Here is a 17,491-nt window from a genome sequence, read left to right on the forward strand (position 1 = left end):
CCATTCAGATGTAACGTTCAATTGCCGGAGGTCAAAACGGCGACTGAACTGCATATTTTCTTCCTTAAATCTAATTTCACTCTGTTTTCCGGTTTCCAGATTCCAATTCATGGATTGCAGCTGCAATCAAATGACCGTGTAACCGCCCATTTTCAATAAAAATCTCGTTTGCATTGTTTCCTGCAGCAATAACGCCAGCAATGTAAATATTATCCACATTCGTTTCCATCGTTTCCGGATCAAACAATGGTCGTCCCGTTGCTTCGTCTACTTCTACACCAAGGGTACGCAAAAACATATGATCAGGGCGATAACCTGTCATCGCAAAAACAAAATTAGCAGAAACACTTTCTTTCTCCCCGTTCACCTCGTAATATACCTTATCAGATGTGATTTTATTAACAGTGGCTTGAAACACCACTGTCACTTGTCCATTTCTTACTAGCGCTTCAAGCTCAGGTAAGATCCAAGGCTTAATGCTAGCTGAATAATCTTCTCCACGGTAAAGCATTGTCACTCGAGCCCCTGCCTTTTCCAACTCTAATACTGCATCAACAGCAGAGTTTTTGCCACCAATCACAACCACATCTTGACGGAAATAAGGATGCGCCTCTTTAAAATAATGAAATACATGTGGACTGTCTTCTCCTGGGATCTCCATTAAATTCGGACGGTCATAATAACCCGTGGCTACAATCACGTATTTTGTGACGTATGATGCTTTTGATGTTGTCACTTGAAATTTGTGAACCGATAATTTGGAGACAGCTTGCACTTGTTCATATGTGTGCACACATAGCCCTTTCCGAGCAACCACTTGTCGATAATAAACAAGCGCTTGATTCCGCCGTGGTTTTCGTTGTTCAATAATAAACGGGACATCACCAATCTCCAACCGTTCACTTGTACTAAAAAATGTTTGATGGGTTGGATAATGGTAAATCGCATTTGCCACATTTCCTTTTTCAATGACGATAACAGATAAACCTTGTTCTTGACAAGCAATCGCTGCTGCTAATCCACATGGCCCGCCACCAATCACAACGACTTCTACGTCATACATACAGTCACCTCCTGTTCCAGAATACAGAGATCCGTCACCAGAAGTCAGAACCGTAACCACTCAAAACTGCGAATATGCCTTCACACTTGTTTCCGACCTCTGGAACCGTGAAGCCCCTGCCCAAGTCAACCACTTGGACAAGGGCTTTCCAATCCAGAATATAGCATTTCTCTGTCATAGGCAAGACCGATCGTATTTTAAAAAGCCTTTTCTATGGAATAAGCTCTCAGTCCGAACTCCGGATTCTAATCTCCGACTTCACACCCATCCCCGGAAACGAGAAGCCTCCGCCATACGCCTGACACCAATCATGTACGCAGCTAACCTCATGTCCACTTTCCGGCGTACAGACAAATCATAAATATTTTCAAACGCTTCCACAAGTACCGTGCGCAACTTGCCTTCTACTTCTTCATCTGTCCAATAATATCCTTGGTTGTTTTGAACCCATTCAAAATATGAGACCGTCACACCCCCTGCACTTGCCAGTACATCCGGGACAAGCAGCACGCCCCGTTCAGATAAGATTTTCGTTGCCTCAAGCGTCGTTGGTCCGTTTGCAGCTTCAACCACAATGGATGCCTTAATATTTGCTGCATTACGCGACGTAATTTGATTTTCAATTGCCGCCGGGACGAGAATGTCACATTCTTTTTCAAGTAGTTCTTCATTCGTGATGGTATCCTTGAACAATTTTGTCACTGTTCCAAAGCTATCTCGTCGATCAAGTAAGTAATCTATATCTAAGCCATCCTCATCATACAAAGCCCCATAAGCATCAGAAATACCCACAACACGCGTGCCAGCATCTGCCATAAATTTTGCCAAGAAACTACCCGCGTTGCCAAAACCTTGAATAATGACCTTTGCTCCGGTCATGTCAATGCCTTTTTTCTTCGCAGCTTCCATCATGCAAATCGTTACACCTTTTGCCGTCGCCGACTCACGACCATGAGATCCCCCTAAAACAAGTGGTTTTCCTGTAATAAAGTTCGGTGAGTCAAATTCACGAATGCGGCTATACTCATCTAACATCCAAGCCATAATTTGTGAATTTGTGAGTACATCCGGCGCAGGAATGTCTTTTGTCGGTCCAACAATTTGACTGATCGCGCGTACGTAACCGCGACTTAAACGCTCTACTTCACGAAAAGACATATGACGCGGATCACATACAATCCCGCCTTTCCCACCACCATATGGCAGATTGACAATGCCTGCTTTCAAGCTCATCCAAATTGACAGCGCCTTCACTTCTTTTTCTGTCACTTGAGGATGGAAGCGAACGCCACCTTTCGTCGGTCCAACAGCATCATTATGTTGCGCCCGGTAACCTGTAAAGATTTTCGTTGAGCCATCATCCATACGCACCGGGATACGTACGGTCATCATCCGAATCGGTTCTTTTAATAGTTCATACATTTCTTCTGGGTAACCTAACTTACTCAGCGCCTTATGTATGATTGATTGTGTCGAAGAAAGCACGTCGAGTTTGTCGACTTTACTTTTGTCTTCATCCATGTTCTTTTTCACCTCTGAAAGTGTCTCCGTCGCTTTTTTTGCGGCAAAGTTTTATTATCATCTCTATCATAAAGAAAGATGATCAAATTTGCCACTATTTTTTTAGGAAATCGACAAATTTCTAGTCTGACTCCACCTCAAGCACCGTCATTGATTCAATTACGCGAATCGCATCGTCTCGAGCCCAATCTTGTTGTGTAAACAAATCATAACGCAAATCATTATCTATCCAAACTGCTTGATGAGCTGATGGTTCCCAACTCATTCTAATCATTACATCACGAGCCGTTTCTTCCGAGTAAATCTCAGGTTCCCATTGAACCCTATGTAAATTCCGGTCTACTTCGAAAACGAACTCCCTATCCCCATCATCAACATAATTGACAACAACGGAGTCTTCTGAACCTACTCCTTTGTACTTAATAAAAGTGCTGACTACCTCCCAATTATTTAATTCATGGTCCGGTAACCAAACTGGCTGATCAAAAAAATCTGGAATTTCTTCCAAAGAAATATATTCTTTTGCGACCAATTGTTCCAATCCGCTGGTGTCACCTAACTCAAAATCACTATCAGTAACATCCACATCTAAGCGTAGAAACTTGGTAGTCATTTCATATGCCTCAAACTCATTTTCAATGACTTCACGTAAAATAATGAATGTTTCTTTATCCACCCAATATTCAGCTCGCATATCCCCTTCTTCTTTTGGTTCAAAAATAAGGTGATGGACATCGCGTTCTAAATATTTTTCACCGTTTGTTACTTCCATCGTATGTGTATCCGCTAATTCATCTATCGTCGTTGTCAACCTTTTTAGTGGCAAGTGTTTTGTATTACTACCATCACTTTCTTTTTCAATGATCGTTTTTCCCTCATAATCAAGTTCATACATTATATCGCCACGATATATATAGCTTTGTGTAGGAATACTTCCCATATAAAAATCCTGACGCATATCCCCGTTCGTATTCACAAGTATCTTTTCCGTGAAACCTTCGTCGTGAAACGTTTCCGCCTCGTATGCAACTGGCTGCTCTTCTCCCTCCAACGCTTCACGTATAATGTCTTCTGGTTTTACAAGTTCAGCCTCACACCCCGCTAATAACGTTCCAATCATTAAACTAATAACAGACACCCACATTTTCCTCATACAAAATCCTCCCTTAAAATGGTACACGGTAACATAAAATAAAACGTACTTCCACCTGCTACTGTAGATTTCACACCAATCTCACCGCCATGTTGTTCGACAAGTTCTTTACATATTGCAAGACCTAGTCCAATACCCGTTCCAGGCGTTTGCTGGCGTGCTGTTTCTACTTGATAAAATGAATCAAATAAGTGTTTTTGCGCATCAAGTGGGATGCCTTTTCCTTCATCTTCCACAAAAAAATACAACCCTTCTTTTTTCTCCGAAAGATATGTAGGCAACGCTTCACGTTGATTTGTCGCACAAAGTTTAATTACCCCACCTCTCGAGGAATAGCGCACCGCATTTGTTACTAAATTATCAATGACTTGAACTAAACGATCAACATCTGCATACAATTCACATGGCGTAATGAAAAAACTTATTTCAAATCTAAATTCTGCCCACTGCTCTTTGTAACCATCAAACAATACTTCCGCCAGTTCTTCCCCATCGACGAGCTTTTCGGAAAGAGAAAAGCTTGTGGATTTAATTTGTGAATAAACGAGTAAATCATCAACAAGTCGCTGCATATGTGTCGTCTTAGCTAAAATGACATCTGCATAAGCTTCACGTTGTTCGTCGTGAACGAGCATCCCTTCTGCATAAGCGCGTATCGATGTTAATGGGGTACGTAAATCATGTGAGATGGCACCAATAAATCGACGCTGATTTTCTTCAGCCTTTTTTTGTTGCTCAGAAGCGATCTTTAACCTCGCGCTCATCGTGGTAAAATCGTGCATGAGTTGCGCTACTTCTGTGCGTGTACGACGACGTTTTGGCTTAGATATGACCTTTTGCTTCCGGAATCCAATTTCCTCCATCTCCTGTTGCATCAGTGCAAAAGGACGCAACATATTTCTTTTAAACCAATATTGAACAAAAAATAACGTCGCTGCCACAACTAATAAGAAAAAGGCTGCAGAGATAAGGTATACTTCCAATGTATCCTTTTTAATACTCTGTTGATGGAAGCGGAGCTCGAAGAACCCAACAATTTCATCCTCATGAAAAATAGGTTCTTTATACACTTGTGTTGTGTTGTCTGAATGGAACTTGTATAAATCACGCATCATACGTTGCGGGGTAAAATGTCGTTGCTGTTTTTGTGACGTGTCAGAGTCATAAATTAACGTACGGTCTTTGCTATATAATGCAATATCCATGTCTTCCTTTTTTTTATCATGAATAAAAGACATGCTTTTTTCTTTATCCAAGAACACACTTGGAAAGCGGCTTAACGCTTTCCCTACACTCTTAGCAGTAATCATGGAGGACATCAATGTGTCCGACTGATCATCAATCAATTTTTCTACTTGCAACGAAAATAAAAATGTGGCGAAGAAAGGAATGACTGCCATAAGTAATAGCAACATATTTAGCTGCCCACGTAACTTCATTTTTTCTCATGTCCTATAAATTTGTACCCTACTCCCCACACAGTCTCAATATACTTTGGACGCCTTTTCCCATCGCTCACTTTATGACGAATGTTTTTAATATGTACCGTCACCGTTCGTATGTCCACGCTGTCTTCATGCCAAATATGTTGATACAACGCTTCTTTTGTAAATGTCTTCCCTGGATTTTCAGCCAAATACAAAAACAACTCGTATTCCTTTAATGTGAAAGACAAAGGTTGTCCATTAACTAAAACACGACAACCCCTGCGATCAATTGTTATATCTGCAAAAGAAAGTGGTGCCTCATTTTTAAAATTGGGCATACTTGTATTAGAGGAATGATGATGACGACGCAATTGCGCTTTCACACGTGCAAGCAACTCTAATGGACTAAATGGTTTTGTAACATAATCGTCTACCCCAAGATCAAAACTATGCAACTTGTCAAAATCACCTTGCTTTGCGCTCACAACAATAATTGGGACATTTGAATGTGCGCGAAAGCGGCTACATAACGTAAAACCATCCATGTATGGCAACATCAAATCAACGATGACAAGTTGCACACACTCATCTAAGAAAGTGTGATAACCTTTTAATCCATCATCACACCAAATAACAGATAGTCCTTCTCGTCGTAAATACTCTTGTATAATTCCTGCAATAGCCGAATCATCTTCAATAAGTAAAACTGACATACGTATCCCCCACTAAACAACGATGTTTTTAAGATATATTTTCGAATGTAATTACAAGCATTAAAAGATGTTCGCTCGTGTACTATTTCTTTCCGTGAAAGTAATGGTACACTTGTGCCATTGCACGTTCCTCCATTAAAATTTTGCCATATTCCTCGACGCGGTGAAAAGATATTGTGGAAGGATCACCGAATTCGGCTAACATCGCAATCAACGCCGCTTCGATCGTTTCATTCATCGCTTCAGTAACAAATTTTAAAAAAAATCGATTGTTAAATGTATATAATCGTCCACCTGTCATACCAATTGCTGTTAAGCGTGCCGCCAATCCAATCACATCTTCCATTGAAGAGAACTCATAAAAAATTTCATCTGTTTCATCCACTGTCACTTGCATTTCAATATAGCCACTGTCAAAGTCATCCGCATCGTCAAACATAAACTCATCGGAATAACCTTCTTTTGAAATAATAAATACCATTCCTTGGGCTGGCATTGCAAATACTTCAACAGCGATTGGACCATCAATTTTAAATCCGAGCTCATCATCAGCTTCCATCATCATATCACGAAACAAGTCATGTACTTTAGGGACATCTTGCCATAAGTCCTCCTTTGTAATTCCTCGTTCATTCATATCATCATAGGTTAAAAAAACCTTGAACTTGTCATTTGCCAAGCGCTCTAATCGCATGCCTTCCCCTCCTTCTCTTGGGTGTACCAATCATTGGCATTGACTTTCTCATCACATGCACACAATGCCTGGTGTCATCAGGTCTATTCAGAATGCATTTCATACGATACGGTATGTAGCAAGGCGCAAGATGGTTCATCATGTTAGCCCTTTTTTCCGTGTGGCTTTCGCCCTTTTTAATGCCCATTTCATTATGTTTTCTCTCGCCTATATGCTAAGTTGTAGGTGAATATGTAAAAAAGCCACTTCCTCATGAACAATGTAATGATTCATCATTAGTATTCCTTGCATTGTTACACCGTATCCAATTCAACACGACCAGTGATCGGCACGTATGCTAAAAGTGATTCTTTAGCGAACAGTAACTAAACAGGTTGTCCAACAAAAAAGTTCCTTAAATTATGCTTTTTATGCAGACGAGTTTAGTTTCATTTATAACAACATCATATCACATTTTTCTCGCAAATGTTTAGTCGTTGTTGCGTTTATTTTGTGCCTACTCGTCAACAAAATTGTCCAAAGGGGCTACAATACGTAACCACTTTGGACAATAAACATTTCTACATTCACCTTTTCTTTTTTAGCGCCCGGCTTGACCTGCTTGCAAACGTTTCACAGGTGAGAATTTGCGTTCTAACCCTCCTAAAACAATATCAGCCATGACCGCCATCAATGCTGTTGGAATTGCTCCTGCTAAAACAATTGACATCCCGTCACTTGCATTCGTACCACGAACAATAATGTCACCTAAGCCACCCGCACCAATAAATGTGCCAATTGCAGTGATACCAATCGCGACCACAAGCGCCGTACGCAATCCTGCTAAAATAACAGATAATGACAGTGGTAATTGTACCATCCATAATACTTGGCGCTTCGTCATACCCATCGCTGTCCCATTTTCTAGCAGCACTTCATCTACATTTTTTATCCCCGTATACGTATTACGTAAGATCGGTAACAACGAATATAAGAACAACGCAATGACAACTGTATTCGCCCCGAGACCGAAAAAAAGGAGCAGTACAGACAACAATGCCAGTGCAGGAATCGTTTGGATGACATTCGTGATCGAAAACACAATTGAACTAAGCACTTTTTTGCGGGCCATATAAATCCCTAAAGGAATCGCAACAATTGCTGCAAACAACACACCATAACCAGCCATTAAAAAATGCTGCACAAATTGCGACCATATATAATCATAATTCTGTCCATAATACGCGATTAGCTCTTGCCACATTACGATCCTCCCCCTTCCTCGTCACGGAAATAATTATGTGCCTGTAAAAATTCTTCGGCAACAGTCGCCGGCTCCTTCAAGTTTGCATCCGCCTCATAGTTCATCTGTTGCATTTGTGCAGCGGAAATCTTTCCAGACAAACGACCCAGCACATCTTCCAACTCTGGATATTGCGCTAACAATTCTTTATCAACTACCGTTGATGCATCATAAGGGGGAAAGAATTGCTTGTCATCTTCTAAAATGCGTAAATCATATGCAGCAATTCTGCCATCCGTGGAATACGCTAACACCGCATCTCTTCTCCCACTTGCAACCGCATCATATACAAGACCAATTTGCATTGGACTAACATTGCTATCATTAAAAGAAAAACCATACACTTCTTGGAAACCTCCGTAACCATCGCCATCTCTATCTAGCCATGATGTGTCCACACCAACTGTAATGTCATCTGCAACCTTTTTTAAATCTGAAATCGTCTCCAGTCCGTGTTCTTCCCCAAAATCTTCACGAACAGCAAAAGCATACGTGTTTGCAAAACCATATGAGTCAAACCATTGATGGTTGTAGCGCTTATCTAGCTCTTCTTGCACAACACGAAGTGCTTCTTCTGGGTCCATAATTGCGTCCATCCCTAAAACACTCGCGATATCTGTACCTGTATAACGCATTGATGAGATATTAATGTCACCACTGACCATCGCTTGATGTGCAACCACTGAGGTCCCAAGATTATTCATAATTGAAACCGGGATATCTGTATATTCTTCAATCATTAAGCGATTCATATGTGACAAAATCATTGCTTCTGTACTTATTACCGAACCGATACGCACACCATCCTCGCCTGTACCACTTAAGCCAGGGAGCGTGCAGCCACTTAGCAGTGCTGTTGCAAGTACCAACGTACATAATCTTTTTTTCATAACGCTTCTCCCTCCTAAGCTGTTCTTTCTTGGCGAATGCCTTTTGGTGTCACACGACGCTCCAATTTTCCTAACACATAATCAACCAAAACAGCAAGCACTGTAATCGGAATTGCACCCAGCAATATTAAATCCATTCGATATAAATTTAACCCACTGAACACAAATCCTCCTAAACCACCGCCACCAACAAATGCAGCAAGGGTTGTCCAACCAATTAAATACACAGCACAAACACGCACACCAGCCATCATCACTGGTACAGCTAACGGGAGTTCGATCTTCCGAATACGCTGCCAACTTGTCATACCCATTCCTTTCCCAGACTCAATCAGGTTTTCATCTACATCTCTTACCCCTGTATATGTGTTACGTAAGATTGGCAATAACGAGTACAAGAATAATGCAACAATCGCTGCTCCTTTCCCTGCACCCAAAACCGGAATAAATATCGCAAGAATTGCCAAACTAGGAACTGTTTGCAATATGCTTGCAAATCCAATGACGAGATTTGCAATTTTTGGCACTCTCGTTAAAATTACTGCGAGAGGGACGGCCACAATGATGCCGAGCGCCAATGCCGCCAGGAAAATATATAAGTGTTCCCACGTTGCATCGAGTAAGTTCATACCATGTTCAACAAAAAAATCTCGAAGATCACCCACGCTCTACACCTCCCTCGTTGCTGCAACAAGGTTTTCAGCCATGTCCTCTTGCCCCCAGATGGCATCGTATACCATATCCACAAGAGACGCACGTGTCACAATCCCGACTAATTGCTGCGATTGATTGACAACAGGTGCGTATTTTAAACCACGCTTCAAGATTTTATGAATCGTGTCCCGCAACAACGCGCTTTCCTCTACACTATAAAAGTCTGTCATCATCACGTCATCAACGCACGCTGCATGGTGACGATGCCTATCAATCATTTCAACATCAATATACCCTTTTAATTGTTGATGGTCGTCTACAATTAGTAGCGAATCTACACGTCTTTCTTTCATTCGTGTCATGGCCGCTTGTAACGTACTTCCAAGCGCAATATGAACCGGTTCACGGCTCATGATTTGGCGAACCGTTTGCACATTTGGCTGTGCTTGTAGTAGTCGATCTTTTCCAATGAATTCTTGAACAAATTCGTTAGCTGGTGCACGTAAAATATTTTCTGGTGTATCAAATTGGACGAGTTTTCCATCTTTCATAATGGCAATCCGATCTGCCAACTTAATTGCCTCATCCATATCATGCGTAACAAAAATAATTGTTTTATCTAGCGATTGCTGCAAACGCTTAAATTCTTCTTGAAGCGTATCACGGGTAATTGGATCGAGCGCCCCAAATGGCTCATCCATTAAAATAAGTGGTGGATCAGCTGCGAGTGCCCGAAGCACACCAATACGTTGCTGCTGTCCCCCACTTAGTTCATTTGGATAACGCGTCAAGAAACTTTCATCCATATCGACAAGTTGCAACAATTCACGAGCTCGTGCTTTCTTCTTCTGTTCTGGCCACCCAAGTAGCTTTGGCACCACAACAATATTTTCTTCAATCGTCATATGCGGGAATAACCCAATTTGTTGAATGACATAGCCAATTTTACGACGTAGTGTGACTGGGTCTTGCGCCATGACATCTTTTCCGTCCACAAGAATGGTTCCAGCTGTCGGTTCGTGCAAACGATTAACCATTTTCATCGTTGTCGTCTTCCCACAACCGCTCGGACCGATAATACAAACAAATTCTCCTTTTTTCACGTTCAGAGAAAGTGATGAAACAGCTGTCTTCCCACCACCGTATCCCTTTGTTACTTCTTTAAATGTTAACACTGATTGTCCACCTCCAGCATGATGTTTCCATTATAAAGCAAAAAAGTCACAATCCAAAGTCGGCAATTAAGACATATTTTAGGTTATATCGTCCTAAGCGTAGGTTTGTAAACGTTTTTACAGGGCGTTCGTTCTTTCACTTTCTTTTTCGACATAATCCTCACTCATCTGTTTAAGGGTGTACCTAAACAATTTTCCTTTCCTTATGGGAAAAGATATGTTATATTGTCACAGAAATTATATCAACCATTGACACGTGGGGGCCTTACTATGATAAAAAAAGGGCTTGTTCTCCTCGTCTTTATGAGCTTAGCCTTCATTGTGTTCACTCAAGGGGAGAACATGGTCGGGTGGCTTAGACAAGGCGGATCACAGTCTTACATCCTTACAACCACATTCGCTACTTTACTTGCACTGTTTCCAATCATTCCTTATCCAATTATTGGTGGGGTCATTGGCGCAGTTTTTGGCCCAATCATTGGTAGCTTACTTACATGGATTGGCTCTTCACTCGCGTCCATCATCATGTTTACATTTATCCGTTACGCCTACCAAGACTGGGGAGAACGTTTGCTTCATCGTTATCAAATGACAGCAAAAGTGACGGCACTATTTGAGAAAAATGCTTTTATGACCATTTTTATTACCCGCCTCATCCCAATTGTTCCTTCTATTTTTGTTAATGCTTATGCTGCACTAAGCCGCGTATCTGGACCTGTTTATATCATCGCTTCGTCACTTGGCAAAATACCAGCAATGATTCTTTTTGCCACAGTCGGCAATACCATTGTGCAAAATCCAGCTGGATTGTTCATCGTCGCTTTATTTTACGGGGTATTTTTGCTCATTGTATATGGCTCCTTTACTACATGGAAACGCTTTTTGTCTCATGGCGAAAAGGCGTAATGTGCGTTTTTCATTCTTAAAAACATACAACACCACTGAAAGATCTTTCAGTGGCGTTGTATGTTACTATGTGCTTTCAATTTTGATGTTATATGCTTTTAACCAATAATCCATCTGTACAAAGTGTGCCAGTAACTGCGGTCCTGCCATTAATTGACCAAAATAAGGGTTTCCTGTATCAAATCCCCCTTTTTTTGCGAGCTTCCTAAGCTTTTCTCTATCAATAAACGTAAACAACGGTGCATCTTTTTGCGCTAGTACTTTATTTAATCCGTCCTTCACTGCCTTTGTGTATGCAGGATGATATGTTTTAGGGTACGGGCTTTTCTTACGATAAAGCACTTCTTTTGGCAACAACCCTTCCAACGCCTCTCGCAAAATCCCTTTTTCTCGTTTGTCAAGTGTTTTCATTTCCCAGGGAATGTTCCAAACATATTCGACAAGCCGATGATCTGAGAAGGGCACACGTACTTCCAATGAAGCACCCATACTCATTCTGTCTTTACGATCCAATAGATTTGTCATAAACCACATCATATTTAAATAAGAAACTTCTCTTCGCCGTGCTTCCTCTTTTGAATCACCTTTGAAACGAGGTGTGTCTTGCACCGTTTCCTTGTACCGATCATATACATACGTCTTTAAATCAAGCCTTTTTTTCCAATCATTGTTTAATAAATCAATGCGTTCATCAATTGAACGCATCCAAGGGAAACCATCGGCATACAATAAATCTTTTTGATGGAACCAAGGGTAGCCACCAAAGATTTCGTCCGCACATTCGCCAGATAGTCCCACGGTAACTTCTTGCTTAATTTCTTTACAAAACCATAAAAGTGACGCATCTACATCAGCCATACCAGGAAGATCACGCATATGCACTGCCTCTTCCAACATATGAGCCAATTTTGCGTTATCCATTATACAATGACGATGGTTCGTGCGACAATGCGCAACAACTTTGTCAACCCACGCTGAATCTGCATTCGGCTGAAACGCATTTGCCTTGAAATACTTTTCATTTCCTTCGTAATCAATGGAATAACTATGAATAGGTCCTCTCCCTTGTTTTTGATACACATTTGCAGCAATTGCCGTTAACGCACTAGAATCAATTCCCCCAGAAAGAAACATCCCTACTGGTACATCTGCAAACAATTGTCGTTCCACAATGTCTTCTAATAATTCGCGGATGTGCGCTGCCGTTTCGGCCGTTGTGTGTATGTGCGGTTTGCTACGCAAGTGCCAATACTTACTAATGGTTGCACCATTTCGGTCATAAACAGCGTAATGTCCCGGTCGCAATTCAGAAATTCCTTTAAAGATGCCATGTCCCGGTGTACGTGATGGTGCCAACCCCATCACATCTGCTAAACCATTCCGATCTAAAACAGCGTGCACTTCGCGATGAGCAAGAAGCGCCTTTAACTCAGATGCAAACATAAAACAACCGTGGCGGATCGTATAAAACAGTGGCTTGACACCTAAACGGTCGCGCGCAAGAAATAAACTCTCATTTGTGTCATTCCAAACCGCAAAAGAAAAAATCCCATTTAATTTTTCTAAGCATTGATATCCCCACTCAATATACGCTTTTAGTAATACTTCAGTGTCTGAATGACCCGAAAATGTGTGTCCATATGTGTGTAATTGCTCCCGTAGTTCTTCTGTATTATATAGCTCACCGTTATAAACAATCGTATATTCTTTTTCATAAACAACACTTGTCATAGGTTGTGCCCCACCGACCGGATCTACTACGACTAAACGTGCGTGCCCAAACGCAGCATGGTCTGATGTCCATACATTTAGCGCATCCGGACCGCGTCGATTTAATGTCGCGGCCATTTGCTTTACTTGTTCTTGTTCTGAGCGTAAATTTGTTCTCCAATCAATCCATCCTGTAATGCCACACACCTTTTCCACCCACCTTTCCCAAATACCACGATTAAAGCCAATACGATGATCTCTGCATTATGTTATTCACAGAAAATCTAAAAGTGACTTTTTTTCAATCGTTTTCCTTTCCATCAAGCACATTTCCTGATACGATAAGTTAGCAACAGATTGAAATTAAAGGAGAGACAGTGAGTGTTTAGATCTAAATTAGCTGAAATTGTCAGTCATCGATGGTTCCAAAGCACAGTTATTATTCTCATTCTTTTTAATGCCATTTTAGTCGGCATTGAAACGTACGATCGCGTCTATGCGGATCATAAATTATTCTTTTATTATGCAGATCGCGTGTTACTCTGGTTATTTACAATTGAAATCTTTATGCGATTACTTTCAAGTAAACCCCTTTCCTTTTTGAAAAGTGGTTGGAACTGGTTTGATACGATCATCGTGTTGGCAGGACATTTGTTTACAGGCGGTCATTTTATTACTGTACTACGTATTTTACGGGTTTTACGTGTATTGCGTACTGTATCTGTCATTCCTTCACTACGCAAGCTTGTTGATGCCTTAATTATGACCATTCCCTCACTCGCAAACATCTTCGTTTTAATGGGATTGCTCTTTTATATCTTTTCAGTCATTGGTACATTTTCTTTTAGTGATATTTCTCCTGAATATTTCGGTAATTTACAGCGTTCAGCATTAACCTTGTTTCAAGTCGTCACGCTAGAATCTTGGGCAAGCGGCGTCATGCGTCCAGTTATGGCGGACAGCCCGTGGGCATGGTTTTACTTTGTTTCCTTTGTGCTACTCGGCACGTTTATTATCTTTAACTTATTTATCGGTGTCATCGTTGGCAATGTTGAAAAGGCCAATGCAGAAGAGTTAGAAGAAGGAGATCATCCTGCAAGTAAGCGTGATGTGCAAGCATTGAAAGAACAACTCACTGAACTAAGAAGGTTGCTCGCCGAACAAAAGAAATCATCCTAATTATGACAAGTAGAAGTCAGAGGCGCACGCCGCTGACTTTTTTTGCTTCATTCACTTATAAACCACGAAAACCACAGTGGGCCACTAGTCTTTTTAAAAGCCAACGACGTACACACTGACTCTTCTTTGAAATCTTTTGCTACGGCATCCTTATATGTTGTCTCGCCAATATTGTTTGTAAACCCAGCATCATCAAAACAATCCGGGGCACTATATCGCTTGAGTGTAAAGTCAACAATGACACGTGCATCTTCATCTGGTCCATGCTCTACTTGAATAATAAACCCCATGATAATAATGACAATACTTGCAGCTACACCAATCAACCAACGATATCGCTTCACTTTTATACTCCCTCCACATAAAAACATCACCTCATTAGTGTACCCATATTTATTGCAACGAAGCAAGACCTTGCCTCATGACATTTTTATAACATTTTTCTCGCACGCCATTTGTAAACAGTTTCCTTTCTCATCTACACATGGATCATCTTTTACCGGCTCACACTATTGTAAGGAAAGGAGATGATGACATGTGCAGATCCTCATACAAAAAAAGTCTCATTGTTGTTTCAGTATTCTTATGGTTCTCCTTAAGCTTCTCAAACGTGGCTACTGCGCACAAAGCAGCCATTATCATTGATGATTTCGGTGGAGATGTAGGCGGTGTGGAGCAGTTTTTAAACGCAACATTCCCTGTTACAGCTGCCATTATGCCGTTTCAAGATTACTCAATTGCCCAAGACAAGCAAGCCTTTGATGCAGGTCTAGAAGTAATTATTCATATGCCCATGGAACCAAAGAAGGGAAAACGTTCTTGGCTTGGACCAAAAGCGATTACGACGGACTTATCCAACTCAGAAATTATGCATTTGCTCGAAGAAGCGCTTGAGCGTGTTCCGCATGCGAGGGGCTTAAACAATCACATGGGTTCCAAAGCAATGGAAGACGAGCGCATTGTTCGATGTGTTGTCAATTTTGCTAAAGACCATCATTTATACCTCATTGACAGTGGCACAACCGCTCGCTCAGTTCTCCCAACTGTTGCAACAAAGGAAGGTGTCCCATTTCTCGTCCGTAATATCTTTTTGGACGACACACTTGCCAATCGTCATCATGTTTATCAAAAAATGCAACAGTTTATTCAGATTGCTCAAAAAGAACACACGGCCATTGCCATTGGACATGTTGGCGTGAAAGGCGAAGAAACATATGCAGGAATCACACAAGCTTTACCTAACCTAAAGAAACAAGGGATTGAGCTTGTCTATCCATCGGAATGGCTCACACCTAAATTTGACACTGACTTATATCGTATCACTAAAAAAGGAGCCCGACCATGAGATTGAAAGGATGTTTGACTGTACTTGTAATTTTGTTTTTTGTACAAGCGTGTGCACCCCAAACAGGACCGATTGAACAAAAAGGTGTCTTGTCAATGACTGCAGAAAAACGAAAAAGTTACGTACCTTTAGCAGCAAAAAACCGATTGATGGCGCAAGACTTGGCGCGGACAACGACCCTTTTTGTCTCTTCTCTTTCACAACAGTTAGAGCGATGGGGAGAGACGAAGGATCTCACTTTAAAAGATGATTTTCAGCTTGAATTAACCCGACATCCTTACATTGAAGGTTTTGCTATGCTCAATCAAGACGAAACACCACGTATTACAGCGGGATCACTATCAACGATAGATAAAGCTAAGCTGACCCACCACAATCAAGGTCAACACTACTCTGATCCTTACGACGTGAACGGTGAAAAACGTCTCCTACTTGCCAAAGATTGTGAAGATGGACGCCTCTTGATAGGAGAAGTAAACCTCTCTTTTATTCAGTCTTACTTAACAGATGTTGCTTCCATTGCCGACAGCAATGGCACCTTTTTTATTGCAGGTGAAGATCCAGACGTTCAGTTTGACACAATGAAAGATGTTCCAGATGGTTTAAAAGGAGAGACAGTTCCCGGGCTTGGTTGGAATATTTATGTGCAATCAAAAGAAGAAACAAAAGAATCACCCTTTCATCCTTCACAAGCTGTCGTAAAACTCGCACGTGGAATAGAAATCACAACTTGGCTTGCGGACCATTCTCAGTACAAACTTATTTCTGCCAATGACCCTTATTTTGTTTTACAGCAAGATGGAAAAGAGGTCACTCGAATAATTGAAGATCTCCGGCAGCAACAAGATATTTCTTTTGCTGAACCAAACTACGCTTTTGTTAATCAAGTGCTTACACAGCCAGAAAATATTCGTCCTAATGATGAATTTTTTAAGCCACACCAATGGAATTTACCTCAAATTGAAAGCGAACAAGGCTGGGCTTTTTCCAATGGCAAAAATACCACCATCGCCATTATAGACACAGGTGTTGACCCAAGGCACCCTGACTTACGCGGAAAATTGGTTGATGGCTACAACGCGATCCATGATAACAATGACTTTCATGATGAAAATGGACATGGTACACACGTCGCCGGTATTGCTGCAGCAATGACAAATAATGTCGAAGGGATCGCTGGCGTATCATGGGAAAGCAAAATAATGCCAATCAAAGCACTTGACGCCGATGGGGAGGGCTCTTCTTACTCCGTTGCCCGTGCAATTTACTGGGCGGTTGATCACGGGGCAGATATCATTAACTTAAGCCTTGGCGACTATGAACAAGCCAATATTTTATACGAAGCAATACAGTACGCTTATGCAAATGATATTGTTTTAATTAGTGCTTCAGGAAACGACAATGACGATGCCCTCATGTATCCAGCTGCTTATCCTGAAGTCATTACAGTTGCTGCAGTGGACGAGAATCGCAATCGGGCTTTTTTCTCTAACTATGGGACGCATGTTGACGTTGCTGCCCCGGGAGAACATATTGCTAGTACGTACCTTGATCAACAATATGTCGTTTTATCTGGAACATCCATGGCTGCGCCGCACGTCGCTGGTCTTGCCGCATTAGTGCGATCTGCTCAGCCAACATTAACAAACGCAGAAGTAGGCGAACTCATTATGAAAATGGCCGATTCCTCTGGACGCAGTGCACACGATATGTATTACGGATTTGGGGAAATTAACGTAAAAGAAACGCTCCGTTCCATTCAAGATTAACCCTGTGAAA

General features: G+C 41.4%; 16 protein-coding genes. 4 read left to right on the plus strand and 12 right to left on the minus strand.

Annotation, left to right across the window (positions count from 1 at the left end; all coding sequences use genetic code 11):
* Window positions 1-76: 76 nt before the first annotated feature.
* From NSQ26_RS06715 to NSQ26_RS06760, 10 genes are all read right to left on the minus strand, one after another.
* Window positions 77-1,063: a YpdA family putative bacillithiol disulfide reductase gene (locus NSQ26_RS06715; protein ID WP_499719871.1), complete on the minus strand. Its 987-nt coding sequence runs from the start codon at window positions 1,061-1,063 to the stop codon at window positions 77-79.
* 258 nt (window positions 1,064-1,321) lie between these two features.
* Window positions 1,322-2,584: a Glu/Leu/Phe/Val family dehydrogenase gene (locus NSQ26_RS06720; RefSeq protein ID WP_090775556.1), complete on the minus strand. Its 1,263-nt coding sequence runs from the start codon at window positions 2,582-2,584 to the stop codon at window positions 1,322-1,324.
* Between the two features lie 121 nt (window positions 2,585-2,705).
* Window positions 2,706-3,737 carry a LolA family protein gene (locus NSQ26_RS06725; protein ID WP_499719872.1) on the minus strand — a complete coding sequence of 344 codons (1,032 nt, stop codon included), beginning with the start codon at window positions 3,735-3,737 and terminating at the stop codon, window positions 2,706-2,708.
* Window positions 3,734-5,176: a sensor histidine kinase gene (locus tag NSQ26_RS06730; protein WP_090775554.1), complete on the minus strand. Its 1,443-nt coding sequence runs from the start codon at window positions 5,174-5,176 to the stop codon at window positions 3,734-3,736. Before NSQ26_RS06730 ends, NSQ26_RS06725 begins: the two co-directional genes overlap by 4 nt.
* Window positions 5,173-5,877 (minus strand): response regulator transcription factor, encoded by a 705-nt coding sequence (locus NSQ26_RS06735; RefSeq protein ID WP_090775553.1) that lies wholly within the window; start codon window positions 5,875-5,877, stop codon window positions 5,173-5,175. The genes NSQ26_RS06730 and NSQ26_RS06735 overlap by 4 nt, the downstream gene beginning before the upstream one ends.
* Before the next feature lie 82 nt (window positions 5,878-5,959).
* Window positions 5,960-6,571: a genetic competence negative regulator gene (locus NSQ26_RS06740; RefSeq protein ID WP_090775552.1), complete on the minus strand. Its 612-nt coding sequence runs from the start codon at window positions 6,569-6,571 to the stop codon at window positions 5,960-5,962.
* A 580-nt stretch (window positions 6,572-7,151) separates the two neighbouring features.
* Window positions 7,152-7,820 carry an ABC transporter permease gene (locus NSQ26_RS06745; protein WP_499720001.1) on the minus strand — a complete coding sequence of 223 codons (669 nt, stop codon included), beginning with the start codon at window positions 7,818-7,820 and terminating at the stop codon, window positions 7,152-7,154.
* Window positions 7,814-8,743 carry an osmoprotectant ABC transporter substrate-binding protein gene (locus NSQ26_RS06750; protein ID WP_499719875.1) on the minus strand — a complete coding sequence of 310 codons (930 nt, stop codon included), beginning with the start codon at window positions 8,741-8,743 and terminating at the stop codon, window positions 7,814-7,816. Before NSQ26_RS06750 ends, NSQ26_RS06745 begins: the two co-directional genes overlap by 7 nt.
* A 14-nt stretch (window positions 8,744-8,757) precedes the next feature.
* Complete coding sequence (locus tag NSQ26_RS06755; RefSeq protein ID WP_499720002.1) at window positions 8,758-9,372, minus strand: ABC transporter permease; 615 nt, start codon at window positions 9,370-9,372, stop codon at window positions 8,758-8,760.
* A gap of 39 nt (window positions 9,373-9,411) precedes the next feature.
* Entirely contained in the window at window positions 9,412-10,572 is a 1,161-nt protein-coding gene (locus NSQ26_RS06760; RefSeq protein WP_090775549.1) for a betaine/proline/choline family ABC transporter ATP-binding protein, read from the minus strand.
* Window positions 10,573-10,842: 270 nt separating this feature from the next.
* On the opposite strand from NSQ26_RS06760, the gene NSQ26_RS06765 reads away from it, so the two are divergent.
* Entirely contained in the window at window positions 10,843-11,478 is a 636-nt protein-coding gene (locus NSQ26_RS06765) for a TVP38/TMEM64 family protein (protein ID WP_499719877.1), read from the plus strand.
* Between the two features lie 66 nt (window positions 11,479-11,544).
* Here the strand turns inward: NSQ26_RS06765 and asnB are convergent, their stop codons facing one another.
* Window positions 11,545-13,395, minus strand: coding sequence for an asparagine synthase (glutamine-hydrolyzing) (gene asnB / locus NSQ26_RS06770; protein ID WP_499720003.1), 1,851 nt, complete (start codon window positions 13,393-13,395; stop codon window positions 11,545-11,547).
* Between the two features lie 174 nt (window positions 13,396-13,569).
* Between asnB and NSQ26_RS06775 the strand changes: the two genes are divergently transcribed.
* Window positions 13,570-14,367: an ion transporter gene (locus NSQ26_RS06775; RefSeq protein ID WP_090775545.1), complete on the plus strand. Its 798-nt coding sequence runs from the start codon at window positions 13,570-13,572 to the stop codon at window positions 14,365-14,367.
* A gap of 47 nt (window positions 14,368-14,414) precedes the next feature.
* Here the strand turns inward: NSQ26_RS06775 and NSQ26_RS06780 are convergent, their stop codons facing one another.
* On the minus strand, window positions 14,415-14,711 hold the full coding sequence (locus tag NSQ26_RS06780; protein WP_090775544.1) for a hypothetical protein: 297 nt from the start codon (window positions 14,709-14,711) through the stop codon (window positions 14,415-14,417).
* A gap of 191 nt (window positions 14,712-14,902) precedes the next feature.
* Here NSQ26_RS06780 and NSQ26_RS06785 point away from each other — a divergent pair, with 191 nt between their 5' ends.
* Window positions 14,903-15,712, plus strand: a complete 810-nt coding sequence (locus NSQ26_RS06785) for a divergent polysaccharide deacetylase family protein (RefSeq protein WP_499719878.1) — start codon at window positions 14,903-14,905, stop codon at window positions 15,710-15,712.
* Entirely contained in the window at window positions 15,709-17,481 is a 1,773-nt protein-coding gene (locus NSQ26_RS06790) for a S8 family peptidase (RefSeq protein WP_499719879.1), read from the plus strand. Before NSQ26_RS06785 ends, NSQ26_RS06790 begins: the two co-directional genes overlap by 4 nt.
* Window positions 17,482-17,491: the final 10 nt, after the last annotated feature.

The sequence above is a fragment of the Bacillus sp. FSL W7-1360 genome (assembly GCF_038592975.1).
Classification (GTDB): Bacteria; Bacillota; Bacilli; order Bacillales; family Bacillaceae_D; genus Shouchella; species Shouchella lonarensis.